The organism is Solicola gregarius (genome assembly GCF_025790165.1).
In the GTDB taxonomy this organism is placed as follows: Bacteria; Actinomycetota; Actinomycetes; order Propionibacteriales; family Nocardioidaceae; genus Solicola; species Solicola gregarius.
Window position 1 is genome coordinate 417029 of the sequence record NZ_CP094970.1, and the last position, 25048, is coordinate 442076.

Annotated in this window: 19 protein-coding genes and 2 pseudogenes; 6 read left to right on the forward strand and 15 right to left on the reverse strand. The window is 70.3% G+C overall.

Features of this window, described 5'->3' with window-relative positions; genetic code table 11:
• Positions 1-33 precede the first annotated feature (33 nt).
• Positions 34-2040: a glycogen debranching protein GlgX gene (gene glgX, locus L0C25_RS02150; RefSeq protein WP_271634735.1), complete on the forward strand. Its 2007-nt coding sequence runs from the start codon at positions 34-36 to the stop codon at positions 2038-2040.
• A 386-nt stretch (positions 2041-2426) separates the two neighbouring features.
• Here glgX and L0C25_RS24295 read toward each other — a convergent pair whose 3' ends face one another.
• The 5 genes and pseudogenes from L0C25_RS24295 to L0C25_RS02175 form a co-directional block, all read right to left on the reverse strand.
• Entirely contained in the window at positions 2427-3701 is a 1275-nt protein-coding gene (locus L0C25_RS24295; RefSeq protein WP_271634736.1) for a glutamine amidotransferase-related protein, read from the reverse strand.
• Between the two features lie 161 nt (positions 3702-3862).
• Positions 3863-5059: pseudogene (locus L0C25_RS02160) on the reverse strand (aminodeoxychorismate synthase component I); the annotation flags it as partial.
• 84 nt (positions 5060-5143) lie between these two features.
• Positions 5144-5719 (reverse strand): hypothetical protein, encoded by a 576-nt coding sequence (locus L0C25_RS02165; RefSeq protein WP_271634737.1) that lies wholly within the window; start codon positions 5717-5719, stop codon positions 5144-5146.
• Positions 5716-6558, reverse strand: coding sequence for a hypothetical protein (locus L0C25_RS02170; RefSeq protein WP_271634738.1), 843 nt, complete (start codon positions 6556-6558; stop codon positions 5716-5718). Before L0C25_RS02170 ends, L0C25_RS02165 begins: the two co-directional genes overlap by 4 nt.
• Positions 6555-6818 (reverse strand): hypothetical protein, encoded by a 264-nt coding sequence (locus L0C25_RS02175; protein ID WP_271634739.1) that lies wholly within the window; start codon positions 6816-6818, stop codon positions 6555-6557. The genes L0C25_RS02170 and L0C25_RS02175 overlap by 4 nt, the downstream gene beginning before the upstream one ends.
• A gap of 131 nt (positions 6819-6949) precedes the next feature.
• Here L0C25_RS02175 and L0C25_RS02180 point away from each other — a divergent pair, with 131 nt between their 5' ends.
• Complete coding sequence (locus tag L0C25_RS02180; RefSeq protein WP_271634740.1) at positions 6950-8893, forward strand: maltotransferase domain-containing protein; 1944 nt, start codon at positions 6950-6952, stop codon at positions 8891-8893.
• Positions 8890-9489: a hypothetical protein gene (locus L0C25_RS02185; RefSeq protein WP_271634741.1), complete on the forward strand. Its 600-nt coding sequence runs from the start codon at positions 8890-8892 to the stop codon at positions 9487-9489. The genes L0C25_RS02180 and L0C25_RS02185 overlap by 4 nt, the downstream gene beginning before the upstream one ends.
• A gap of 17 nt (positions 9490-9506) precedes the next feature.
• On the opposite strand, the gene L0C25_RS02190 is transcribed toward L0C25_RS02185, so the two are convergent.
• On the reverse strand, positions 9507-10964 hold the full coding sequence (locus L0C25_RS02190) for an APC family permease (RefSeq protein WP_271634742.1): 1458 nt from the start codon (positions 10962-10964) through the stop codon (positions 9507-9509).
• Between the two features lie 298 nt (positions 10965-11262).
• On the opposite strand from L0C25_RS02190, the gene glgB reads away from it, so the two are divergent.
• The 3 genes from glgB to L0C25_RS02205 all read left to right on the forward strand — a co-directional run bounded on the left by glgB (position 11263) and on the right by L0C25_RS02205 (position 15178).
• The gene (gene glgB, locus L0C25_RS02195) at positions 11263-13083 is read left to right on the forward strand and encodes a 1,4-alpha-glucan branching protein GlgB (protein ID WP_271634743.1); all 1821 of its coding nucleotides are present in this window, start codon (positions 11263-11265) and stop codon (positions 13081-13083) included.
• A complete protein-coding gene (locus L0C25_RS02200; protein WP_271634744.1) occupies positions 13080-13967 on the forward strand; it encodes an NUDIX hydrolase in 888 nt (295 codons plus the stop codon). Before glgB ends, L0C25_RS02200 begins: the two co-directional genes overlap by 4 nt.
• 230 nt (positions 13968-14197) lie before the next feature.
• Positions 14198-15178: a type IV toxin-antitoxin system AbiEi family antitoxin domain-containing protein gene (locus L0C25_RS02205; RefSeq protein WP_271634745.1), complete on the forward strand. Its 981-nt coding sequence runs from the start codon at positions 14198-14200 to the stop codon at positions 15176-15178.
• Positions 15179-15281: 103 nt separating this feature from the next.
• Here the strand turns inward: L0C25_RS02205 and L0C25_RS02210 are convergent, their stop codons facing one another.
• From L0C25_RS02210 to L0C25_RS02250, 9 genes and pseudogenes are all read right to left on the reverse strand, one after another.
• Positions 15282-16256 carry a hypothetical protein gene (locus L0C25_RS02210; protein ID WP_271634746.1) on the reverse strand — a complete coding sequence of 325 codons (975 nt, stop codon included), beginning with the start codon at positions 16254-16256 and terminating at the stop codon, positions 15282-15284.
• Positions 16243-16488, reverse strand: a complete 246-nt coding sequence (locus L0C25_RS02215; RefSeq protein ID WP_271634747.1) for a hypothetical protein — start codon at positions 16486-16488, stop codon at positions 16243-16245. The genes L0C25_RS02210 and L0C25_RS02215 overlap by 14 nt, the downstream gene beginning before the upstream one ends.
• A gap of 16 nt (positions 16489-16504) precedes the next feature.
• A complete protein-coding gene (locus L0C25_RS02220; protein ID WP_271634748.1) occupies positions 16505-16975 on the reverse strand; it encodes a hypothetical protein in 471 nt (156 codons plus the stop codon).
• 106 nt (positions 16976-17081) lie between these two features.
• Positions 17082-17633: a tetratricopeptide repeat protein gene (locus tag L0C25_RS02225; protein WP_271634749.1), complete on the reverse strand. Its 552-nt coding sequence runs from the start codon at positions 17631-17633 to the stop codon at positions 17082-17084.
• Between the two features lie 34 nt (positions 17634-17667).
• Positions 17668-17982: pseudogene (locus L0C25_RS23955) on the reverse strand (thioredoxin domain-containing protein); the annotation flags it as partial.
• A 52-nt stretch (positions 17983-18034) separates the two neighbouring features.
• A complete protein-coding gene (locus L0C25_RS02235) occupies positions 18035-21109 on the reverse strand; it encodes an ABC transporter permease (RefSeq protein WP_271634750.1) in 3075 nt (1024 codons plus the stop codon).
• On the reverse strand, positions 21106-23412 hold the full coding sequence (locus L0C25_RS02240; protein ID WP_271634751.1) for an ABC transporter permease: 2307 nt from the start codon (positions 23410-23412) through the stop codon (positions 21106-21108). Before L0C25_RS02240 ends, L0C25_RS02235 begins: the two co-directional genes overlap by 4 nt.
• Positions 23409-24062 carry an ABC transporter ATP-binding protein gene (locus L0C25_RS02245; protein ID WP_271634752.1) on the reverse strand — a complete coding sequence of 218 codons (654 nt, stop codon included), beginning with the start codon at positions 24060-24062 and terminating at the stop codon, positions 23409-23411. The genes L0C25_RS02240 and L0C25_RS02245 overlap by 4 nt, the downstream gene beginning before the upstream one ends.
• Positions 24059-24940: an ABC transporter ATP-binding protein gene (locus tag L0C25_RS02250; protein ID WP_271634753.1), complete on the reverse strand. Its 882-nt coding sequence runs from the start codon at positions 24938-24940 to the stop codon at positions 24059-24061. The genes L0C25_RS02245 and L0C25_RS02250 overlap by 4 nt, the downstream gene beginning before the upstream one ends.
• Positions 24941-25048 lie beyond the last annotated feature (108 nt).

Consider the following 25048-nt stretch of genomic DNA (forward strand, 5'->3'; position numbering starts at 1 on the left):
ACGTGGACGGGGCGGACCGGGCAAGATGGGCCAATGACTGCACCGACGGTGACACCTGGCGCGCCGTACGAGCTCGGGGCGCGCACGCACCAGGACGGCACGAACGTCGCCGTGTGGGCACCGGATGCGAGCCGGGTCGCGCTATGCGTGTTCACTCCTGCAGAGGCGGTCGTCGCGATGCCCGCGTGTACGGCCGGCGTCTGGCACGCGAAGGTACGAGGGCTCGGTCACGGCGCCGAGTACCTGTTCGAGGTCGAGGACGCCGACGGGACCGTCGTTCGGGTGCTCGACCCGTACGCGCGGGCGGTGACGCCGACGGACGACGGGCTACGCGCCGTGGTCGTCGACGACATCTTCGACTGGCACGGCGACTCCTCACCACGCGTCCCGTTGGACCGCACGGTGATCTACGAGGCGCACGTACGCGGGCTCACGATGCTGCACCCCGACGTTCCCGTACGCCTGCGCGGAACGTACGCGGGCGTCGCGTACCCGGCAGTTCTCGACCACCTCGAGCGACTCGGCGTCACGACGCTCGAGCTGATGCCCGTGCAGGAGTTCATCACCGAACCGCTGCAGCGCGACAGCGGCCGGGTGAACTACTGGGGCTACAACCCCGTCGCGTTCTCCGCCCCGCACGGCGCGTACGCAACCGGTGGCACCCACGGCGAGCAGGTACGCGAGTTCAAGGAAATGGTGCGGGCGCTGCACACGCGCGGCATCGAGGTGGTGCTCGATGTCGTCTACAACCACACGGGCGAGGGCAGCGAGGAAGGCCCGCTGGTCGGCCCTCGTGCGCTCGACGACGACGGCTACTACCGCCGCGCCGACGGTAGCTACCTCGACCTGACGGGGTGCGGAAACACCTTACGAGCAAGTAATCCTGGCACCGAGCGACTCATTCTCGACTCCCTGCGCTACTGGGCTGTCGAGCTACATGTCGACGGGTTCCGATTCGACCTGGCGTCCGCGCTCGCCCGAAACGACGACCACGTGGTCGACGTCGGGTCGAGTGTGATCGATGCGATCGCGCGCGACCCCGTGCTCTCGACGCTGAAGCTGATCGCCGAGCCGTGGGACGCGAGCAGCGACGGATACCTGCTCGGGCGGTTTCCCGCCGAGTGGTCGGAGTGGAACGACCGCTACCGCGACGGCGTACGCGACTTCTGGCGCGGTGCGCCCGGCGGGGTACGCGCACTGGCTTCGCGGATATCCGGTTCGGCGGCGGAGTTCACGCCGCGTGGCCCGCTCGCGTCGGTCAACCTCGTCACGGCCCACGACGGGTTCACCTTGCGCGACCTCGTGTCGTACAACGAGCGCCACAACGACGCGAACGACGAGTGGAACCTCGACGGTCACGAGGACAACCGCTCGTGGAACTGCGGTGTCGAGGGCGACACCGACGATCCGCAAGTGCTAGCGATCCGGCGCCGGCAGGCGGCGAACCTGCTCACCACGCTGCTCCTCTCGGCCGGCGTTCCGATGCTGGCGTCCGGCGACGAGTGGGCTCGCACCCAGCATGGCAACAACAACGCGTACTGCCAGGACAACGAGATCAGCTGGCTCCCCTGGCGGGCGGATCCCGGCTGGGGGCACCTCGAGCCGTTGGTCGCCGGACTCGTACGCCTGCGCGCCGGCCACCCGGCGTACGCGGGCAACACACACAAGCACGGCGGCGACTCGATGGGCAGCGGGCGCAAGGACATCGGATGGCTGCATCCCCGCGGGCACGAGATGTCCGAGGCCGACTGGTTCGACGATGGACTGAACAGCCTTGCCATGTTCCTCGACGGCGGACCGGACGACCCCGCGCTGCTGGTGCTCATGCATGCCGGCTCCGAGTCGGTCGGGTGGACGCTCCCCGACACATGGTGGTCTCCCGCGTACGAGGTCGCGATCGACACGGCGGACCGTCGGGTCGGTGAGCGGCCGGCCGCGTCGGATCACCTCACGCTCCCGGCCCACAGCGCGCTTGTGCTGCTCGGGACTGTTCACGAACGCGGCGAACCCGAGACCCGCGGGACGGAGGACGAGGGGTAGTGCGCGTTGGACACCTCTACGGTCCCCGTTCGATCGGTTCTGCTTGTCGGCTTTCCGATACTTCGGCCCGGGCCTATCGGGTTTCCCGCTATGCCGGTTGCTGTTTCAGACGGCGGCGGCGACGGAGGTGCGCGAGGGCTCGGGGTCGCTGTCCGCGATCCCTCACCTTCGGTTCCACCTATCGGCTTCCCGCGCGCTGTGCTGCCGGCCTCGTCGCGCGGCGACGAAGGAATCTACCTTTGACCGCCCATGGCCGGCCAAAGGTAGATTCTCCCGGAGATCCCATTTCGTCTTAAAAACAAGGCGAAACCGCGTCTCGCGCCTTGCCCGTGTCGACGCCTCCGCGGCAACATCCCGACGACGGCGACCTCCCGGCATGCCAAGCGCTAGGCGAGGAAGTTCGCCAGCATCTGGTGACCGTGGCGGGTGAGGATCGACTCCGGGTGCAGCTGCACGCCCTCCACCGGGTACGCCCGATGGCGGAGCCCCATCAGCACCCCCGATGCCGTGTGCGCGGTCGGCGTCAGCTCCGCGGGCAGACTCGCCTCGTCCACGACCAGGGAGTGGTAGCGCCCCGACGCGAGCGGGCCGTCGATGCCGGCGAACACGCCACTGCCGTCGTGTCGCACGAGCGACGACTTGCCGTGCACGACGCTCGGCGCTCGGCGAACGACTCCCCCGTACGCCTCGCCGATGCACTGGTGTCCGAGGCACACCCCGAGGATCGGCACCCGCCGGCCGAGCCGGCGGACGACGTCGGTGCTGATGCCCGCGTCGCTTGGCGTGCCAGGACCGGGCGAGATCACGATCCGGTCGTACGCACCCGTCCGTACCCCGTCCTCGACCTCGGCGACGGTGACGGCGTCGTTGCGGACGACGGTCGTGTGCGCGCCGAGCTCGCGGCAGTACTGGTCGAGGTTGTAGACGAACGAGTCGTAGTTGTCGATCAGCAGGACCCGCCGGACCGGCGGTCGCGGTCTTGCGCGCGCCGGCGGCGCGGCAGTCAGCCGGCGCGTGACCCAGCCCGTGACGTATCCGGGGGGCCACCGACCGACGCCCTCGCACCACACGACCGGCACCGCACCTCGTACGGCATTGGTCACGAACACCTCGTGCGCGGTCGACAGCTCGTCGAGTCCGATGTCTCGCTCGTACGCCGGAATGCCGGCGGCGGCGAGCGTCTCGAGCACCCGTTGTCGGGTCACTCCGGGCAGGATCCGCCGGTCCGCTGCCGGCGTGTGTACGCCGTGGTCGTCGACCAGGAACACCGATCCGCGACCGGTCTCGAGCACGCCGTGCCGGGCGTCCACGAGCAGCGCGTCCCGGTCGGTCGTCCAGGCGCCCGGCTCGGGCTCGATCGCCTCGAGCAGCCGCCGGTCGCACCACTTGTGCTCACCGAGACCGTCGGGCACCACGACGGGCACGAGCTCCCACGGTGGTGGATCGGCCGACGGCAACGGCGTCGGAGTGATCGACTCGCGCGGTTCCGATGGCACAACCGATACGCGCATTCGATGCGGACCGTCCACGGTGGCGGCGACTGCCCCGACCCGGTCGGACAGCCCGTCGGGCAGGGCCCGCCCGTACAGCGTTTCGAGCGAGCGGGACAGCCGGGCGAGATGGGCGTCGAGATGCGGTACGCGCCCCGCGTCCACGTACATCGTCTCGAAGACTCCGCGGGCGGGGTCGGGGCGCGGCGGTTGCGGGGGTCGAACACCGAGACCGAGACCGCATCGGACACGGCCGCGCCCGCGTCGGGCGACCGGGTGGCGTCGACCGCGCGGCGCACCCCGTCGTCGAGACGCGCTCCGATCGCATCGAGCAGCGGTGTCGCCTTGACGATGCACTCCCGCAGCTCGTCGCCGGGCTCGGAGTCGGCGACGATGCCGCCACCGACTCCGAGCCACACCGTGTCGCCGCTGAACTCGAAGGTGCGAATCGCGACGTTCAGCTCGAGGCCCGCCGCACCGACGTACCCGACCGCACCGGTGTACGCCTCGCGCCCGGTCTCCTCGAGCTCGTTGATGATCTCCATCGCCCGCACCTTCGGCGCGCCCGTCACCGAGCCCGGCGGAAACGTCGCCCGCAGCAGGTCGGCGTCGTCGATGTCGTCTCGCAGCCGGCCGACGACGTCGGACACCAGATGCCAGACGCCCGTGTGCCGCTCGGCCCGCGGCTGCTCGGGCACTCGTACCGAGCCCGGCTCGCATACGCGGCCGAGGTCGTTGCGCATCAGGTCGACGATCATGATGTTCTCTGCGCGGTTCTTCCACGACGCGGCCAGCGCATGGACGTTCGAGGCGAGCGGCGCGGTGCCCTTGATGGGCGACGTACGCACCTCCCGGCCGGTCCGATGGAGGAACAGCTCGGGCGACAGGCTCGCGACCGCGCCGTCGTCGGTCGGCACGTACGCCGCGAACCGGGGAGCGAGCGCGTCGACGCCCGCGCAGAACACGTCGAGCGGGTCGCCGTCGTACGCCGCCTCCAGGCGCGTACACAGGTTTGCCTGGAAGATGTCGCCCGCGACGATGTGCTCGAGCGTCGCGGCGACGACGGCGCAGTGCTCGGCGGGCGACGGGAGCATGGTGAACGGGGCGATCGTGTACGCCTGACGTTGCGGCCCACCGGATCGGACCCGCTGACGTACGCGAGCGAACTCGGCGTCGAGGTGATCCGAGCGCGCGTCGGTCGCGAGCGCCTCGAACCACCACGTCGCCGTCGCCGCATCGAGGCGCAACACGTGGTCGTAGTAGCCGAGCCGGAACTCCGGGAGCGGCGTCGGTCGGGGCGGCGAATCCGGCAGCCGCTCGATACGGCGACCGAGCTGGTAGCCCCAGTAGCCGATCCAGCCTCCGCCGAACCCCGCGCCGCTCACCGGGAGCCGGTCAATGCTCAGCGCGAACGGGTCGTCGTCGGCGCCGGAGGTTCGCACCGGGTCGAACCCGATGATCGCACCGCCGCCGAACCAGTCGCCGATCAGCGCGCACAGGCCGGGTTCGTCACGCAGCACCCGCAGCATGTCGGTCGCGGACAGGTCGACGTCGAGCGGCCGGCGTACCAGTCGCGCCGGGGCGTCACGTGTCACACGGGAACGCTACCCGGGTCAGTGCACCGCCGTCACTCGTACGGACCGAGCCGCGTCGACGGCGACCTGTTCGTAGACCGCCGCGTGGTCGAGATCGTCGGTCGCGACCGTCACGAACACCCCGAGCCGCTGCCCGGGCACGGGTACGACGACCGTGATCTGCTGCGTGGACCGCCCGTCGACCTCGACCTCGCGAGTAGCGACGACACCGCTGACCGTGCCGATGCGGTCGAGCCGCACGGACGTGTACCCGCCCTTGGCGCGCATGCTCTCGTACGCGCCCTGGGCGAACACGAGCGGACCGTCGGACGGCATCGCCTGCGTCGCGACCGTGAGCGTGGCGGTCGACGGCCGGCCGTCGAGCTCGACGGCGCAGAACGCGGTGCCCGAGACATGGGTGTCGCGAGTCATCAGGGCGAGCGCCTCGAGGAACCAGCCGAGTCCCTCGCGACGCTCGGCGTCGTCGATGGCGAGTGTCTCGATCAGCTCGCGCTGCGCGACCGCGCGGTCTTCGACGGCGGGGTCGAGCGGTACCGCGTGGAACTCGGGCGGAAGGTCGACGTCGATGCGGGTCGACTCGTCGGTTGTCGTCACGAAGAGTCGCCTCCACGGTTGATGCCCCGGATGCGGTCTGCGATCGCGCGACCCGGCGAGCGCCGGTCGGGCCTGTCGAACGAAGCGGGCTGCAGGGAGGGCGGCGCCGACTCCGGCCAGTCGCGCCGCAGCGCCTCCTTCAGCCGGTACGACGCCGGCGCCTTCGCGGCGATCTCCCAGGCCTTGTCGGAGGTGATGCCGCCGGCCGGCGCGCCGACACCGATCAGCTGCGGCGCAACCGCGGTGACGTCGGCGACGTCGTCCAGCTCACCGGTCGTGCGTTGCACCTCGTCGCTGACGCCGCGGATCCACTCGTCGACCGCCTCGCGAAGCCCACCGAACCCACGCGCGAGCGCGGAGGCGAGGTCCTCGTCGTCGCGACGGTCGACGCTGACGCTCGCGATGAGGTCCTCGCATGCGCCGACCAGGCCGGCCGCCTCGCGTTCGTGGCCCGCGGCCAGCTCGGCGGCCCGCCGGCGTACGTCGGCGCGGCGCGGCTCGGCGTCATCGACACCGGCGAGCTGGCTCATCTCCTCGACCAGCTCCGCGGTGGCGTCCTGCCGGTTCGCGACGCCCGAGCGCCACTCCTGCCACGCGCCCGCGAAGGCCGCGACGGAGTTCTCGACCGTCCGCAGCCGAGTCGAGAGCCGGGTCATGCCGTCGACGATCGGCTCGACCTCGGACCCCTGCCAGATCGACTCGGGCCCGACGACATCGTCGATGCGCTGTCGGGTCTCGGCGAGTACGACGACGACGTCGCGTACGACACCGAGCACCTGGTCGATGGCCGCGAGGTCGCCCGGTGTCGGGTCGGATCCGAGGAAGCGTTCGGGGTTCACCGGGGCTCCTCCGGCGAACGCGTGTCGTCGTCGGCGGCGAACCGTCGTACGACGTCGGCGGCGCTCGCCGCATCTGCCGCCACGTCGTCGAGCGCGCGGCGCAGCCGGTTCAGGGCTTCGTCGTAGGTGGTCGCCGCGGCGCGGGGGCCGGCGTCCTCGGGCGTGAGGTCACGCAGCCTGGAGGCCGCCTGTCCACACCGGGTGTCGATCGCCGTCAACGCGGTTGCCACGCCCACAACCTCGTCGTGGAGCGTCGTCATGCTGAGTCCTCTCGATCGCGGCCCGCGGTGACCTCTAGTTGAAGTTTGCCTCATATCGGGGTCACGCGTGCCGAAGTGCCGGCAGGGGCATTGCCCGGTGGACGCCCGTCCCCACCATAGAGTTGTCGCCGATGCTTTCCCGAATCGCGATCACCGACGTCGAACCCGTCGTCGAGAACGGCGCGTACCCAGCCAAGGCGGTGCCGGGCGAGCGGTTCCCGGTACGCGCACGGGTGTTCCGCGAAGGACGCGGACGGGTCCGGGCCGGTGTCGTGCTCACCGGTCCGGACGGCGTCGATCGTCCGCTCGCCGCCATCAGCGACCTCGGCAACGACGCGTTCGAAGGGTGGGTCGAGGCCCCGTCGACCGGGGCCTGGACGTTCCGGGTCGAGTCGTGGGCCGATCCGTACGCGACCTGGGTGCATGACGCGGAGGTGAAGGTCGCCGCCGGCGTCGACACCGAGCTGATGCTCGCCGAGGGAGTCGTCCTGCTCGAGCGTGCCCGCGACTCGCTCGCCGCGGGTTCCGACGACGCCCACGCGGTAGCGGCCGCCGTCGCAGGGCTGCGTGACACCTCGATCTCCGCGGCCGGGCGGCTCGCGTCCGGCACCGACGATGCGGTCCGTGCGGTCCTCGAGCGCCATCCCCTGCGCGACCACCGCGGCGCGTCACCCGCGTACCCGCTGCGCGTCGACCGCGAACGCGCACTCGTCGGTGCGTGGTACGAGTTCTTCCCGCGGTCGGAGGGCGGCACGCTGCGCGCGTCGATCGATCGCCTCGACGCGGTGGCGGCGATGGGGTTCGACGTCGTGTACCTCCCGCCGATCCACCCGATCGGAGAGGTGAACCGCAAGGGACCGAACAACGCGTTGACCGCGGGCCCCGACGACCCGGGCTGTCCGTGGGCGATCGGCTCGAGCGCGGGTGGCCACGACGCCGTTCACCCGGACCTCGGCACCATCGACGACTTCGACGCATTCGTGGCCGCCGCGCGTACGCGTGGGCTCGAGGTCGCGCTCGATCTGGCCCTGCAGTGCGCGCCGGACCATCCCTGGGTCACCGATCATCCGGAATGGTTCGTGACCCGGGTCGACGGCACCGTCGCGTACGCGGAGAACCCGCCGAAGAAGTACCAGGACATCTACCCGCTCGACTTCGACACCGACCCCGAAGGTCTGTACGCGGAGATCCGGCGGGTGGTCGAGTTCTGGATCACGCACGGTGTACGCATCTTCCGGGTCGACAACCCGCACACAAAGCCGTTGCCGTTCTGGGAGCGGCTGCTGTCCGAGCTGCGTGAGTCCGAGCCGGACGTCGTGCTGCTGTCGGAGGCGTTCACCCGGCCGGCGCTCGTCCGCGCGCTGGCGACGGTCGGCTTCCACCAGAGCTACACCTACTTCACCTGGCGCAACACCAAGGCCGAGCTCGCCGAGTACCTCACCGAGCTGAGCAGGGAGACTGCACACGTCGTTCGCCCGAACCTGTTCGTGAACACCCCCGACATCCTCACGTCGTACCTGCAGCGCGGCGGCCCGGCGGCGTTTCGCATCCGCGCGGCCATCGCCGCGACCGCCGCGCCGTCGTGGGGCATGTACGCGGGGTTCGAGCTGTACGAGCGCGTCGCGATCCGGCCGGACAGCGAGGAGTACCTCGACTCCGAGAAGTACCAGGCGAAGGCCCGCGACTGGGCCGCCGCGGAGGCGGAGGGGCGGTCGCTCGCGCCGTACGTCACGCGGCTGAACGCGCTGCGGCGTAGGCACCCGGCACTGCGCCAGCTGCGTCGGCTGACGGTGCATCGCACCGACGACGACGCGGTCCTGTGCTACTCGAAACGATCCGGTGACGACGTCGTGATCGTCGTCGTCAATGTCGACCCGCACGAGGCCCATGAGACGATCGTGCACCTGACCATGCCGGACCTCGGGCTCGACTGGGACGCTGGCTTCGCGGCGTACGACGAGATCAGCGGTCGGACGTGGGAGTGGAGGGAGCACAGCTACGTGCGCCTCGACCCCGCCGACGAACCCGCCCACGTCGTCGTGGTCCGCGGCACCGAGACCGAGGGAGCACGATGAGCAGGCGGACGACCGGGATCATCACGGCAGTCGTCCTGATCCTGCTCGGCGCGGCGGCCGGTTACGGCATCAACAACGTGCTCGCGACACGCGCCCCCGAACAGGGCCTGTCCGAGGCGCAGGTCGGCACCGTGGTGACGAAGCTGATCACCGCCCGCAACGACGAGCTGCTGTCGCCGGATCCGAGCAGCGAGGACGACGAGGACGCTGAGGAGGACGAGGAGGAGCCGTCGGCGGCCGCCGACCTGCTGGAGGGCCGCTCGTCCGGTGGCATCACGATGTCGCAGGGTGCGATCACGGCCGAGAAGCAGACGTACCGCCTCATCCGCGAGCACAAACGCGACCTCGAGCAGCAGGGCACGGTCTACTTCGAGGCGGACCTCGACGTCGAGGTCGGGTCGCTGACGATCAACGAGGGCACCGCGATCGCCATCGTCGAGGAGACGTCCACGTACTCGGGCGAACGCGTCGGCAAGGAGCTCGAGGTCGAGCAGAACGTCGAGCGGGTCGTCTCGCTCACCCGCGTCGGCGGCAACTGGATCATGCGGTCCATGCGCACGATGAGCGGCAAGGACGCCCCGGAGAACGGTCTCTGAGCAAGGGCGTCCGCCGATCAGAGAGCGTGCTTGCCGTGCGACCCGACCGGAGTGCCCATGCCGATCCGGCCCGCCAGCGCGCTGTGCGAGCGCCCGTAGGCCAGGTAGATCACCAGGCCGATCGCCATCCAGATGACGAATCGGATCCAGGTCTCACCGGTGACGTTGAGGCTCAGCCAGACGATCGCGACGGCGGCCAGCAAAGGTACGACCGGCACACCCGGCACCCGGAAGCCCCGCTCGATGTCGGGCTGCGTACGGCGGAGCACGAGCACCCCGACCGAGCACGAGAAGAACGCGAAGAACGCGCCGAGCACGAGCATCTGCTCGAGCTCACCGATCTTCGGGAACATCGCGACAACGGTGGCCGCGAGCCCGGCGATGATCGAGCCGTTCGTCGGTGTCGAGTAGCGCCTGCTCACCCGGCCCAGCAGGCCGGGGAGCAGACCGTCGCGGCCCATCGAGAACAGCACCCGGCTCTGCGCGATCAGGACGACCATGATGACCGTGGTGAACGCGACGAGCCCACCGACGCTGATCACCTTGGCCGCCCACCCGACACCGGCGGCCGAGAACGCGTCGGACACCGGAGCAGCGGTGGCGAGCTCGTTGTACGGCCGCATCCCGACCAGCACGGCCGCCATCGCGACGTACAGCACGGTGACGAACGCGATCGAGATGAGCATCGCCCGCGGCACGCTGCGCCGGGGCTCCTTGGCATCCTCGGCGGCCGTCGAGATCAGGTCGAACCCGATGTAGCTGAACGCGATGACGGCGGTCGCCGCGAACACACCGGCGATGCCGTACGACGTGTCGGTGCCGGTCAGCGACGACCAGACCGTGCCGGCGTCGCCGACGGTCTGCGCGTCCGGGATGAAGGGCGTGTAGTTGTCGGTGTCGATGTAGGAGAACCCGACGCCGATGACGAGCAGGATGACCAGGACCTTGATCAGCACCGCGATCGACAGGACGCCCGCCGAGAGCTTGGTCCCGGTGGCGACCAGGATCGTCAGGACGATCAGGACGATCGGTGCGACCAGGTTGAGGGTGCTGTCGGCCTGCGAGTGATCGAGCACGAAGCTCGGGAGGCTGACGTCGAACTCGCCCAGGGTCGCGACGAAGTACGTCGACCACGCCCGCGACAGGATGCTCGCGGCGAGCACCAGCTCCAGGATCAGGGCCCAGCCGACCAACCAGCCCCAGAGCTCGCCGAACGCGACGTAGGTGAACGTGTACGAGCTGCCCGCGACGGGGATGGTCGACGACAGCTCGGCGTACGACAACGCGGCGATGAAGCAGATGGCACCCGCGATCGCGAACGACACGATCACGGCCGGACCGGCGTTGGCCGCGGCCTGCTGACCCGACAGCGAGAAGATCCCGGCCCCGATCATGACGCCGAGGCCGAGCATCACCAGCTGCGCCGTCCCCAGGATCCGCGGTAGCCGGTGGCGCGCCTCGCTGATGCGCAGCATGGCCATCTCAACGGGTAGTCGACGCGCAGTCGCTCCAGGCGATTTGGGCATCTCTGTCCTCTCGCTGTCCGTCGCCGACGTCCCCCGTCGCTCGCGTCGGCGACCATAACGTTGGTCAACCTGACTACGGGCGCCGCCTCGGCGACGCCCGTCGTTTGCACTCTGACCGGCGGTGACGGCCCCTGCTCACGCCGCTCGGGTATATGTACGTTGCCACAACATTGGGTCTGGGGCCAGACCTTCGGCCGTTCGATACCTTCATGCAACCCGGCGAAATCTCCGTGAAACACTACGCTCCGTGGTTCCGACGCGTGATCTGCCAGGACTCTGGAACACCCGCGGCGCCCATCCGACACCCGGCGGCACCCGGTTCGCGGTCTGGGCGCCGAACGCCGTGCGGGTGGACGTCGTCGGCGACTTCAACGGTTGGGGCGACGACCGCACGGCCCTCGAACGCGGCCCCGACGGTGTGTGGCGCGGCGAGGCCCCCGCGCGGCCCGGTGACCGGTACAAGTACGCGGTCGAGGGCGTCGACGGCGTCCGCCGGCTCAAGGCCGACCCGTTCGCCCAGTGCACCGAGGAGCCGCCCGAGACCGCGTCGGTCGTGTACGCCAGCACGTACGACTGGCAGGACTCCGAGTGGCTCGAGCGGCGCGCGTACGCACTGCCGCACGCCGACGCGATGAGCGTCTACGAGGTGCACCTCGGCTCGTGGCGGCGCGGCCGCACGTACCCTCAGCTGGCCCAGGAGCTCGTCGAGTACGTCACCGACCTGGGCTTCACCCATGTCGAGCTGATGCCGGTGATGGAGCACCCGTACGGAGGGTCGTGGGGCTACCAGGTCAGCGGCTACTTCGCTCCGACGGCCCGGTTCGGCACCCCCGACGAGTTCCGGGCGCTCGTCGACGCGTTCCACGGCGCCGGCGTCGGGGTGATCCTCGACTGGGTCCCCGCACACTTCCCGCGCGACGAGTGGGCACTGGCGCGGTTCGACGGCACGCCGCTGTACGAGCACGCCGACCCGCGCCGGGGCGAGCACCCCGACTGGGGGACGTACGTCTTCGACTACGGCGACCGGGAGGTGCGCGACTTCCTGATCGCGAGCGCGCTGTTCTGGCTCGAGGAGTTCCATGCCGACGGCCTGCGCGTCGACGCGGTGGCGTCGATGCTGTATCTCGACTACTCGCGGCCCGATGGCGCGTGGGCGCCGAACGTACATGGTGGCAAGGAGAATCTCGACGCCGTGCAGTTCCTCCGCGAGCTCAACACGAGCTGTTACGCACGCAACCCCGGCATCGCGATGATCGCCGAGGAGTCGACGGCGTGGCCCGGCGTGACCCGGCCGGCGCACCTCGGCGGCCTCGGCTTCGGGCTGAAGCAGAACCTCGGCTGGATGCACGACAGCCTCGGGTACGTCGGCACCGATCCGATCGGCCGCCAGCACGCGCACCATCGGATGACGTTCGCGATGATGTACGCGTACTCCGAGAACTTCATCCTGCCCCTGTCGCACGACGAGGTGGTGCACGGCAAGGGCTCGTTGCTGGCGCGGATGCCGGGTGACCGGTGGCAGCAGCTCGCCAACCTCCGCGCTCTCCTCGCGTACGTCTGGGCGCACCCCGGCAAGCAGCTGGTCTTCATGGGCGCCGAGCTCGGCCAGGAGGGCGAATGGTCCGACGACGGCGAGCTCGACTGGGGGCTGCTGGACGACCCCGGCCACGCCGGGCTGCGCCGGCTCGTCGGCGACGTCAACGCCGCGTACCGGGAGCATCCGGCGCTGTGGCGGCTCGACCAGGAGCCCGCGGGCTTCTCCTGGATCGAGGCGAACGACGCCACGGGAAACGTGTTCTCGTTCCTTCGCACCGACGGCGAGGACACGGTCGCATGTGTCGCCAACTTCGCCGGCGTACCGCATGAGACGTACCACCTCGGACTGCCGGCGATCGGTGCGTGGACGGAGATCATCAACACCGACGCAGTCGAGTACGGTGGTTCGGGCGTCGGGAACCTCGGCACAGTTACGGCCGAGCCGACCAGCATGCACGGACGGGTCGCGTCGGCGCAGCTTCGGCTTCCGCCGCTCGGCGTCCTGTGGCTCCACCGAGAGGTTGCTTCATGACGGACCCGGCCAAGCCGACGCTCGAGGCCGAGGGCGGCGTCGTGCTGCGCCGCCGGACGCCGTCGGGCGACGACCCGTTGATCGGGTATGTCGTCGAGCAGGACGGCGAGCCGGTGGGCGCCGTCGAGGTGCGGCAGGCCGGAGACCGGCGCGGCGAGCTCGCGTGGACGACGTACCCCGCGTACCGCGGTCGCGGGGTCGCAACGGCGGCCGTCCGCCGGCTGATCGCGTACGCGTTCGACGACCTCGGACTGGCGCGGGTCGAGGCGCGGGTAGCACCCGACAACCGCGCGGCGCTGCGGGTAGCCGCGCGATCGGGTCTTCGGCTCGAGGGCCGGCTGCGCGCGCACGAGGCGGCTGCGGGTGAGCGCCTCGACCTGATCCTGCTCGCGCGGCTCGCACACGACCCCGACGTACGCGAGCGCGACGGCTTCATCGGCATCCTGAACTCCAGCCTGCCGCGTAAGCGGGTGATCGCGCAGGGGCTGCTCCACGACGAGCGCGGCCGCGTCCTGCTGTGCGAGCTGACGTACAAGCGCGAGTGGGACCTCCCCGGTGGCGTCGTCGAGCCCGACGAGTCCCCTGCCGACGCGCTCGTCCGGGAGCTGCGCGAGGAGCTCGACATCGAGGTCCGCATCCGCGGGCTGCGCACGGTCAACTGGCTGCCGGCCTGGGCGGGCTGGGACGACGCGTGCGTGTTCGTGTTCGACCTCGGTGTCGCCGACTCCTCGCTGACGCAGGCGATGCACCTGCAGCGTACCGAGATCGCCGGCGTCCACTGGTGCGACGACGACATCGTCCGCGACCGCGCCACCGCCGTCACCATCGAGCTGCTCGACGCGCTCGCCGCCGGCGCCCCGGCGTACCGCGAGCACGGCCGCTGAGCTCAGTAGCCGTCGCCGTCGACGATGGATGTTTACCATGTAAACATGGTAAACATCCGCCCTGCATGGCGAATTCACCATGCAGGGCGGACGACTGCCATGCAAGGCGTACGGCGACAGGGTAAGGATCCGGAAGTACTCGCGCCACAATGCATCCACAGGGACGCCGACCCTCCACAGTCGGCCCAGCTCCGCCGACGGATTCGACGGCGCGGCGGCACCTTGCAGGTATGGATGTTCTGACCGCGATCGCCGAATCAAACGGCGGCTACTTCCGCACCTACCAAGCGCTCGAAGCCGGCTACCACCCGCGCGATATCCGGCGCGCACTCCGCACCAACGTCGTACGCCGCATTCGGCACGGCACGTACGCGTTCGCGGAGACATGGGACCACCTGCACCCCGAGGGACGCCACGTCGTCCTGACCAATGCCGTCGTACGCGAGTCCGGCGGAGCCGTAGCGGCATGTTCGGTGAGCGCATGCGCGCTGCGGGGCATGAGCTTGTGGGGCCACGACCTCTCGCAGGTGCACGTCGTGCGTCTTGACGGCGGCGCGAGCCGGCGGGAGGCAGGTGTCGTCCACCACCGCGCGTCGATCGACGAGTCCGATATCGAGGTCGTCGACGGAGTCCCGTCGGTCAAGGCTCCCCGCGCCGTATGCGAGGCCGCCACGACGGCGAGTCTCGAGGCCGGGATCGTCCTGTTCGACTCGGCCCTGCGACTCGGCGCTACCGACGAAGAGTCGCTCGACCGCCAGGCCGCGGCCATGGAGCACTGCCCGGGTACGCGCCAGGTCCGGTTCGGCATCCTGTTGGCCGACGGCCGGGCCGAGAGCCCGGGCGAGTCTCGCAATCGGTTCCTGTTCTTTCGATTCAACATCCCCGCACCGGATCTCCAGGTGAAGATCCGAGCGTCCGACGGCGTGTTGATCGGCATCACGGACTTCGCCTGGGATCTCTACTGCCACGTGGGCGAGTTCGACGGGTTGATCAAGTACCGACGCGACGCCTTCGGAGACAGGGCACCCGAACAAGTCGTGACCGACGAGAAGGTGCGCGAGGACGCGATACGCGCCGAGCACAAGGGCATGACGCGCACGATCTGGGGCGAGCTCGAGAGTCAGGTCGCCAGGCGTACGGCCAACCGTACGAAGGCCGATCTCGAGCGCTCCAGGACGCTGTATACGCGAAATCGGGTCACGATCGTCTGATGGCGTCGACTTTGCACGGCATCCTGCCGCATTGCACGGCATATTCACGATGCAAGGTGGATGTTTACCATGTTTACATGGTAAACATCCACCGGCGCGACGCTCAGTAGCCGTCGCCGTCGACGATCCCGCCGTACTGCCCGATCGCATGGGGCTTGCCGTCGCCGGCCTTCGGTACGTAGAGCAGCACCTGGTGGAAGTAGCGCAGCTCGCCACGGGCGTACAGCTTGCCGCCGAGGAAGGCCTTCTGCGGTGAGCCGTCCGGCCAGTCGACGAAGGCGCCGTCCTTGATCCGGTACTTCTCCTTGCGGGTGAGGGTGGCGAACACGAGCGCCCCGCCGTCGGCCGTGCGTACGACGTACTTCACCCGCTGCGGCGTCCAGGTCTGGTCGTACGTTATCCCCTTGATTCCCGCGAGGTCGCCGTTCACCCGGCGAACCTCCTCGACGAACCCGTCCGTGCCGATCTGGCCTGCCTCGGGCGAGCCGGGCTTCTCCAGCGCGGTCGCGTACGTCGCGGCGACCGCCGTCGGCGAGGCCACCAACCCGGACGTGTCGCCGGGGGGCAGCGTCTCCAGTGCACCGTGCGAGTCGAACCCCAGCTCCGGTAGCGCCTCCTCGGACGTCGTCTCTGGGCTCGCGACGAGCGCCCACTGCATCGCCGCGGCCGGGCGTTCGTACACCTGCACCCGGGTGAGGCCGCGATCGTCGTCGCGTACGACGGCCAGGAACCACAGCGGGTACGTGCCGAACCGCGGCGAGTACACGTCGAGCACGGTGACGTCGGAGCTGCTCACCGCGTCGTTCGGCGCCTGCTCGCCGAGCAGGCGGTGCACCGAGATCGCGCCCGAGTCGATCTGCAGCACGGAGCCGGCCTCGATCGTGGACAGCGGCCCCGGGTCGAGCAGCTCGTACGCCGTCGCTCGTACGTCGACGTAGCGGTCGAAGATCGTGGCGGCCTCGGACCTGCTCGCGGCGACCTTGGCGGGAGGTTCGGGATCCTTACGAGCCGGGAGCCCGCACGCGACGAGCGGTACGAGCAAGGCGGCCAGGAGCACGACGAGCCTACGTCGAACCATGCTTCTCCCCTGTCACGTCGACGATCTCGTACTCGTCGAGCTCGTCGAGCGGTATGAGGTGCTCGTTGCCGTCCTCGTCGAAGTAGACGTAGACGTACCCGGCGTCGTCCACGACGTCGGAGCGGCCCCGTCCCCGCCAGACCACCACAGCCGCGAGCATCAGTCCGAGCCCGATCGCCGCCGTTCCCAACCCGATCACGAATCCGTCGGGTACGTGGTACGACGCGGTCACGGTCAACCCAGAGAGGTCACTCGCGCCGACCGCCAGGACGGCGACCGAGACCGTCTCGTCGGGAAGCTCGAACTTCGAGCTCGGCGCCTCCGATGCCGCTCGCCTGCTCGGTCCACCAGTCGACAGCGAGCGGCGACGCGGGCAGCCATGGACGACCGCTCTGCTTGGAGGTCTCGATGGTCCACGGCACGTCGAGCGAGTCGACCCGCACGGCTCGGGTGTCGGCGAGGTAGTCGTCGACATCGACGGAGTTCGCGACGCCGACGAAGACGGGTTTGCGGTCGGGAACCTCGACATCCAACGTCACCGTCGCGTTCGACCACCTGATCGCGTCGGGCGCCGTCACGACGGCGACCCCGTCGGCCTCGATCCGATGAGGACCGGTCCTGGCGCGGTCGTCGGTGCCGACCAGGACAGCGAGCGCGACACCGAGGATCGCGATGCACAGGCCGACCAGCGCAAGGACGCCCCCCGCGATCCGCCGCATCGATGGCCCCTGTCTTGTTCGGCACTGCGTGTTCGGCCCTGGGATCAGGGTACGGCCAGCACGGCGTCACGGCGCGCGAACGACGACAGGTAGCGGCCGCGCTCGCTCAGAAGAGCGCCGCAGCGAGATCCCGACGCGCGCGACCGACGCGCTCGTCGTCATTGCCCACCACCGTGAACAGGTCGATCAGGCGCAGCCGGACGCGCTCACGATCGTCGCCGAACGTACGATGGACGAGGTCGATCAGGCGGCCGAACGCGTCGTCGATGTGCCCGCCGCTGACATCGAGATCGGCAACGAGCAGCTGGGCGTCGATGTCGTCGGGATTGTTCGCGGCCTGCTCACGGGCGGCATTCAGGTCGGCGCCCGACGTACGCTGCATGAGCCGGACACCGGCGAGCCGCTCGGCGGCCTCGCTGTCGGCGGGGTTCGCGGACACGAGCTTCTCGTACGCGGCGACCGCGGCCTCGAGGTCGCCCGAGCCGAGCGCCTCGTCGGCCTCGGCGAAGCGCGGGTCGCTGCCCTCCTCGTCGTCCTCGCCGGCCGTCTGGCGGGGTTGCGCCGTGCCCGTGATGCCGTTGCTCACAGCGAGCTCGAGCAGCTTGTCGAGGTACTGCTTGGCGGTCGGCTCGTCGACGGTGCCCTGGAACAACGGCACCGGCTGCCCCCTGTACGAGCCCGAGGACGTACGGCACACCTTTCACCTGGAGCGCCTGGGCGATCTGCGGGTTGGTGTCGACGTCGAGGCGCGCCACGACGAGCTTGCCTTGGTACGAGTCGGCCAGCGCGGTCAGCGTGTCGTTCAGCTCGGCGCTCTCGGGCGCACGCGGCGACCACAGCGAAAGCACCACGACGTATCGCATCGAGGCCTCGGCGACCTCGGACTGGAAGGTCTGCTCGGTCGCGTCGAAGGAGTACGCGCCGGACTCGGCGGGCGCGCCGGGCTCGCCGCCGGTCAGGCCGGACAGATCGACAGCACCCGGTCGGGAGAACGAAGTCATACCCATATTGTGGCGCGCGCGACTCGCCGCGCCTCGGCAGGGTCTCGCCGTCCGGTGCTCATCCCTGCGACCGCAGTGCCGAAGGGCGACCACTGCGCACAACGGTCCGCGCGATCAATGCGGACACCACGGCGAGCACCCCGAACACCGCGACGCACAACAGCGCGAGCGCCGTCGGGTCGATCTCGGTCAGTACCCGCGGCGTGCCGACCTCGACCGTGCCGAGCCGGCTCCCGTGAACGACGACCTGCGCGGCGCCGGCACCTGCCAACGTGCCGAGAACCGTCGCGATCCCGATCACCGCACCCAGCTCGAGCACCGCCGCGAGCCACACCGACCGCTCGCGTACGCCCGTCACCCGAAGCGCCGCGGCGTCCTTGCGCCGTGAGCGGACCTGCACGGCCAGGCTCACCACGACACCGATGATGGCGAGCCCGAGGGTGGCAGCGGCTGCGAGCATGTACAGGCGCAGCGACAGCGCGTACGCCTCGTTGTCGTACGTGGCCCGAACGTCCGACAGGAGCATCGGGTTCGAGGTTTGTACGCCGGCGTCGGCGAGCTCCTCGATGACGGAGTCGGGTACGTCGTCGGTGGCGAGGATCCGAGTCTGCCGCTCGATCGTCTTCGGGCTCGCGCGGGTCATCGTGGTGAGGTCGGCCATCACCCCGAGAGATCCCACGACGGGGAGTGCTTCGGCGGTCCGGACCCGCGCGAGCCGGTACTCCGCGCTCGGACCGGTCGAAACGCCGGCGTCGCTGTCGATGCCGAGACTCGGTGAGTCCCGCCCCGCGAGCGCGGGTGGTACGACGGGAGTCCCGTCCGGCTGCAGGAGAACGGACGTCTGTTGCCCGCGCGAGTCGATGTCGAGCGTCGTACCGTCGGGGTCCGCTGCGGTGAGGCCGACCTCGACGTCGGCATCTTCGGCAACCGATGACTGCCACGCCGTGGAGTCGCGGAAGGCGTCCGTCGCCCGACCGTCGACGACGAGGTCCGCGAGCGTGAACGTACCCGTCATCGGACTCAGTGTGCCGGCGACCGCTCCCACCTGGACGCCGGTCACGTCGCACCCCTCCGCGCACGCCCGCACGGTCGTCGAGCGAGTGACGGTCTGCCCGCGGGGAAACGGCCCGATGGATGCGCTGTGGGGACGCCCGGACGAGTCGAGCAACGCCAGCGTCGCGTACATCCGTTCGTCCGAGTCGATCCGAGAGGTCGCGCGTACGCTGATCGTCCGGCCGCGAATCTCCGGGTCGTCGACCGGTCGCAGCTCGTCGCTGACGGCCGGCAGGCTGCCGGCGCCCGTCCACGACTCGGGCCACTCGGCAACCGACGTCAGCCGCGGCGAGTCGACCAGGAACTGCAGGTCGCCGGCATGGGTGGCCAACGCGGTCGCCATCAGCCATTGCCCGTCCGGGTCGATCCGATGCGTCAGCGTCGCCGCCGCTACGGGGTTCATCGACGTCGCGTACGAGCGGTCGGCACCGATCTCCGCGGCCGCAGCGCTCGCCCGCCAATGGTCGGCGGTCGACCAGACACCGATAGCGAACACCGCGACCGTCATGGCCACCGTGATCGGAAAGACGAGCAGAGTGCCGTCTCGCCGACGCGCGATGGCCCTCGCCTGGAGGAACCGCACGGTCGAGCCACGTCCGGACGTACGGCGTACGAGCCAACGAGCCGCTCGGAGGGTGAGGGCGGTCGTCAGTACGGCGGTCGCCATCCCCACGATCGCCGGCATCGACTGTCCGACGACACCCGGCGATGACGAATCCCCCGCGTCGACCGCGAGAACCACCGAGACGGCCGCCGCGACGACCACCAGGGTTCGCAGGATCCGCACACTGCGCCGCGCGGGCCGCGGCGCGGCGGCCGTCTCGAGCTGCTCGCGCAACGACTCCGTCGCGACCGCCCGCGTCGCGAGCACGGCCGCACCGACGGCGACGACCAGGACGAGCAACGCCATCACGCCGGCGGCGAGGGACATCGTGGTCGGTGTCCCGTCGCGCAGCCAGGCATCCGTGAGGCGCGACGCGCACGGTACGGCCAGAACCGTGCCGGCGACCCATCCGGCGATCAGGAGCATCAGCGGCTCGGCGAGCGTCACCGCCCGTAGGCGGCGACCCGTCCAGCCTCGGACCTTCAGCAGCGCGACCTCGGGACGTCGCAGCTCCGCCGCGGCCGCGACCAGCCGGAAGAGCAGTACGACGCACACGATGATCAGGGACAGCGACGCGGGCAGGATCGTCTTGATCGCGACGTCGGTCTCGGTCTCGATGTCGTCTCGGATCGATGCGAGCTCCACGGGTTCGGCCTTGCCGAGGGTGCCGCCGTCGACCTCCTGAGGGCCGCGGCTCGCCTCCTCGGCGGCGAAGTCGGCCAGCGCGGTCAGCTCCTGCTGGTCGAGGTCGCCCGGCGGGTGGAGCGCCCGGTCGACCCGGACGACCCGGTCGCCGGCGGGCAGTGCGGCCAGCTCCTCCGGGGTGACCAGGAACGGCGACGGCGTGTACGGCACGCTCGGCCGGCCCGCCTGGAAGGGGGTACTGACGTATCGGACGGGGTCGTACCAGAAGTCCGAGGTCGGATCGTCGAGTACGTACGAGCCCACAACCGTCAGGCGATGACCGATACCGAGGTCTGCCTCGGATCCGACCGCGTACCCTCCGCGACCGACATCGATGTTGGCGACCATCATCTCGCCGGGACCGCGTGGACAGCGGCCGTCGACCACGCGGACATGGGCGCAGGTGTCGTCGCGGGCCTCCATCCGCCAACGGACCTCGCCGAGGTTGCGCGGCAGGTCGGTGTCGTAGTTGCGCGGCCCGGTGATCCAGGCGACCTGCGGCGCGGCGTAGTAGCCGTCGTTCGCGCGTACCCGCGAGACCGCGGCCGCGGCGTCGTCTCGGAGACGCTGCCAGCCCGGATCGCCGTCCGGACGGAACTCCCAGGACAGGTTGCGCAAGGTGCCGGACTTCCCCACGATCCGCTCGACCCGCAGCGACGTCATCGACGATGACAGGTACAGCGGGCCGATCGCCCCCGCCACCACCGCTGCGATCGTCAAGGCGACGATCCCCGCGGACAGCCACCAGCGGTGGAGCACTCCACGGAGCAGCATGGTGACGGCGGCCCTCAACGCTCGGCACTCCGTCGCAGGATCTCGGGCCGCGCCCGGACGCGATCCCGCCGTCGTACGAGCAGAGCCGCGCCCGCGGTGACCAACAGCGTGGGTACGGCGACGACCGCGGCAACGCCACCGCGCGTGGAGACGTCGACGGCCGGGTCGAACGGGCCGGGCAGCGCAAGCACGAGTGCGTGCCGCGTGCACCACCACGTCACCAGGGCGATCGCCACTGCAGACAGGATCGAGGTGACCGAGAGGACACCGACCTCGTAACGCGCAGACGATGCGGCAACACTCATCGGAACGTGCGCCGAACGCAGCGCGGCGTCGTCGCGGCGCGTACGTGGGCGCGCGACCGACGCCGCGTGGATCGCAACGGACACAGCGACGACGGCGACGACGGCCGCGAGCACACACCAGGCCAGCACGCTGCGACCGACGCCCGAATCGGCCAGCTCATCGCTGACGTGACCGGGCGTCAGCGGATGGCCGGTGTCGACACCGTGCCGGCCGAGTGCCGCCAACACCGACGCCGGTGTGTCGGAGCGCGCGAGCACGCGCACCCGCGATCCGGCCGGTTCGTCGTACGAGTCGAGCACGATGTCGGCCAGGTTGCCCAGGTAGCCGTGCGTGCCGATGAGCGGAAGGATCTCCGATCTCGCGACGACCTCGCTCGGGGCGACGGCCGGATCGAGGCCGCCCACACGATCAGGGATCCGCGTCGTACCGGCCGCGACGACCCGGCGAACAAGGTGCGCCGACGACGGCACGACTGCGGCCGCGTCGGTCAGGCCGTGTGCCGCGAGCTCGACCTCGAGCCCGGCTGACGTGCCCCGCACCCCGATCGGATGCCCGGCCGCCGCGGCCGTGGCGCGGTCGGGGCTCCAGGTACGGCCCGCGTCCGGCCCCCGGGCGCCGGCAACAGGCTTCCCGCCGACGGTCAGGTCCCGCACGACGAGCCGACCGGTCAGGTCGACGGGCGCATCGGCCTGCGTCGCGAATTGCAGCTTCCGCAGCACACAACCGCCCGAGCATCCGCGTACACGCCCGTGTAGGTCGCCGCCGTGCTCGGGAATCGGCATGCCCGCCGACACGATCTCCCCGTCGGGACGCAGCAGGCTCAGGTTGAGGTACGGGCGGTCGCCGGATGGCCATCGCAGGTCGCCGTCGATCGTGGCGTGCATCGTGCCGTCACCGACCACGACCGGGTTCCAGGTGTCCTCGCGAAACGCCCGCGCGACCGCGGTCGGTGCATCGTCCGAGCCGGCGTGCCAGGAGGTTCCGAGCACCCGTTCCCAGCGGGTCAGATCCGCGAAGCCGTTGTACGTCTCGGGGTCGATGTCCGTTGGCGATCCCTCGATCGTCATCAGCCACCTGCCGTCGGGGTCGGCGGCCCGCGTTGCCAGGAAGGTCGCCGTCGCCGTGTGCTCGCTGTCGTACGTGTCGACGCCGCCGGTCGCGATCGCCGCGACGTCGTCACGCCACTGTGCATCGGCCTGCCGGACCGTCAGCCCGAAAACCGCCATCGCCACCGCGCCCGCAACGGCCGCGAACGCCAACGCAAGCGTGCTCGTACGCCGCAGCCGTCGCACCGCGAGATAGCGACCCATGTCGGCGGTCCGGGCGAAGACCCGGATGCCGATCGCACCGAGAGCCAGAGACAGCCATCCGCTCACGATGACGGCGGCGAGCGCGGCTGCGAGCGGCGCGAGCGCGACGATCATCGGTGACTCCCCGAGCCCGGCGGACGCTGCGGTCACCAGCAACCATGCGCATCCCACGAGCGCAATGCATTCGGCGGAGGCGCGCCACACCGGCGTACCCACGGAACCGTCCGAGAATGCCATCCGGCCCGCGAACCGGCAGCAAACCGCAACCGTCGTTGCGCACACGACGCCCGCGCCGACGGCGCTCAGGGCGACGATCGCCGACGAGTCCGGCCGCTCGTGCCCGGCCGAGACGAGCAGCCGAATCGCCGCCGCGCCGACCACGAGACCTGCAATCGATCCCACCGTGACGACCAGAAGCGGTTCGGAGACGAGCCACCGCCACATCCGACCGCGGCCATAGCCCCGCACCGCCGCAAGGCGGATGTCGCTCGCCTGCTCGCGAAGTGATCCGCTCACGATCGAGGCGGTCGCCAAGCACCCGGCGATGCCGATCCCGAGGAGCGTCGCGACGGTCGCCGTACGGGCATCCCCGGCGGCGGGAAACGCAACGACGCATGACGTACCCGCAACCACGAACGCGCAGGTGAGCCCCAGGCTCAGCACGCGCGTGGGGGCCGCACGGACCGCGCGGAGCGTGCGGCTCATCGCACCAGCGAGGGTACGAGCGCGCCGTCGTCCAAGCGGTACTCCCGGTCGCACTGTGCGGCGACCTCGACGTCGTGCGTCGCGATCATGACCGCCGCGCCGCGTTCGGCCTCATGCCGCAGCTCGCCGATGACGCGGTCGCGGTTGTACTCGTCCAGCTCGCTGGTCGGCTCGTCGGCGAGCAGGAGGGTGCAGTCGACCACGAGCGCACGCGCGCAGGCGACGCGCTGCGCCTGCCCACCCGAAAGCTCCTGCACGAGACGCTCTCCGAGATCGGTGATGCCGACCCGGTCCAGGGCGGCCGCCGCGGCCGCATCGGCCTCTCGCGGACGTACTCCGCGGGCGCGTAGCGCGATCGACACGTTCTCCGCCGCGGTCAGGATCGAGACCAGGCCGTACGACTGCAGGATGAGCGCGACGTCCGGCCGCGGGTCTCCCGTGCCGAGCCAGGTCGGCTCACCGTCGAGAGTCGCCATGCCTTCGTCGGGCGGCAGCAGACCACCGGCGAGGTTGATCATCGTCGTCTTCCCCGAACCCGAGGGACCCGTCAGCGCAACCAGCTCGCCGGCTCCCGCGTACAACGAGACGTCGGTGAGGATCTGCCGGTCTCCGATCCTCGAGACGACGCCTTCGGCTACGAGCTTCGTCATCTCCCCTGCTCCTCGCGGCTCAGCAGCAGGTCCGCCTCCTCCGGCTCGATGCGCACCATCGTTCCCTGCGGCCACTGCTCGACAAGGTGCGCCGGCAGTTGCAGTACGCCGTCCGCGCCGATGACCACGTACTCGACGCCATCGCGTCCCTCGAGGCCGACCCGGCCGGACTTGATGGTGACGGTGCGGGGAAACGTCGCCGAGACCGCGGGATCGTGGGTGACGACGACCACGGTCGTGCCGAGCTCCTCGCCCACCTCGTGCATCAGCGCGAGAACCTGGTCGCGGTCGTCGTCGTTCAGCTGGCTCGTCGGCTCGTCGGCGAGCAGCAGGCGCGGGTGCACGGCCACCGTTGCGGCGAGGGCGGCGCGCTGGCGTTGCCCACCCGACAGGTTGGCGACCGTCCGGTCGGCCTGCTCGGACAGGCGCACCCGGGCCAACAGGTCATCGGGACTCGGGAGGTCGCGCCGCCTCGAGCGGGGTACCGCGAGCTGCGCGAACTCGACGTTCTGACGCGTCGTCGCGTACGGCAGCAGGTTCCGGTCGGCGCCCTGCAGCATCGTGCTCACCGACGACGAGCGCAGCCGGGTCAGCTCGGCGTCCGACTGCCGCGAGATATCGTGCTCACCCAGCTGGATCCGCCCGGCGGACGCGCGCTGGATGCCGCCCAGCAAGGCGAGCAGCGTCGACTTGCCGGAGCCGGACGGGCCGAGCAGCGCTACCCGTTCCCCGGCGGAGATCTGCAGGTCGACGCCCTGCAGCGCGACGACATCGTGTCCCTGCACCGTGCGGTAGAGGTGCACGACACCTTCACACCGAACGGACAGGCCGCCGGTCTCGACGGCATCGGCACGCGATGCCTCGCGTACGTGGGTCATGCGTATCGCTCCCCCTGGCGGACCGGCTCTACCAGACCGTTGCAACCTGCCACCATCGCGGCCGACGCCTCAAGACCGCGTACCCGATAGTTAGCCACTCGTGACCGG

What these genes read in the sequence shown, in the direction of transcription:
- glgX (WP_271634735.1), top strand. Translation starts at nt 34, where the DNA reads ATGACTGCACCGACGGTGACACCTGGCGCGCCGTACGAGCTCGGGGCG.
- L0C25_RS24295 (WP_271634736.1), bottom strand. Translation starts at nt 3,701, where the DNA reads ATGTACGTGGACGCGGGGCGCGTACCGCATCTCGACGCCCATCTCGCC.
- L0C25_RS02175 (WP_271634739.1), bottom strand. Translation starts at nt 6,818, where the DNA reads ATGACGACGCTCCACGACGAGGTTGTGGGCGTGGCAACCGCGTTGACG.
- L0C25_RS02180 (WP_271634740.1), top strand. Translation starts at nt 6,950, where the DNA reads ATGCTTTCCCGAATCGCGATCACCGACGTCGAACCCGTCGTCGAGAAC.
- L0C25_RS02185 (WP_271634741.1), top strand. Translation starts at nt 8,890, where the DNA reads ATGAGCAGGCGGACGACCGGGATCATCACGGCAGTCGTCCTGATCCTG.
- L0C25_RS02190 (WP_271634742.1), bottom strand. Translation starts at nt 10,964, where the DNA reads ATGCTGCGCATCAGCGAGGCGCGCCACCGGCTACCGCGGATCCTGGGG.
- L0C25_RS02200 (WP_271634744.1), top strand. Translation starts at nt 13,080, where the DNA reads ATGACGGACCCGGCCAAGCCGACGCTCGAGGCCGAGGGCGGCGTCGTG.
- L0C25_RS02205 (WP_271634745.1), top strand. Translation starts at nt 14,198, where the DNA reads ATGGATGTTCTGACCGCGATCGCCGAATCAAACGGCGGCTACTTCCGC.
- L0C25_RS02210 (WP_271634746.1), bottom strand. Translation starts at nt 16,256, where the DNA reads ATGGTTCGACGTAGGCTCGTCGTGCTCCTGGCCGCCTTGCTCGTACCG.
- L0C25_RS02220 (WP_271634748.1), bottom strand. Translation starts at nt 16,975, where the DNA reads ATGCGGCGGATCGCGGGGGGCGTCCTTGCGCTGGTCGGCCTGTGCATC.
- L0C25_RS02240 (WP_271634751.1), bottom strand. Translation starts at nt 23,412, where the DNA reads ATGAGCCGCACGCTCCGCGCGGTCCGTGCGGCCCCCACGCGCGTGCTG.
- L0C25_RS02245 (WP_271634752.1), bottom strand. Translation starts at nt 24,062, where the DNA reads ATGACGAAGCTCGTAGCCGAAGGCGTCGTCTCGAGGATCGGAGACCGG.
- L0C25_RS02250 (WP_271634753.1), bottom strand. Translation starts at nt 24,940, where the DNA reads ATGACCCACGTACGCGAGGCATCGCGTGCCGATGCCGTCGAGACCGGC.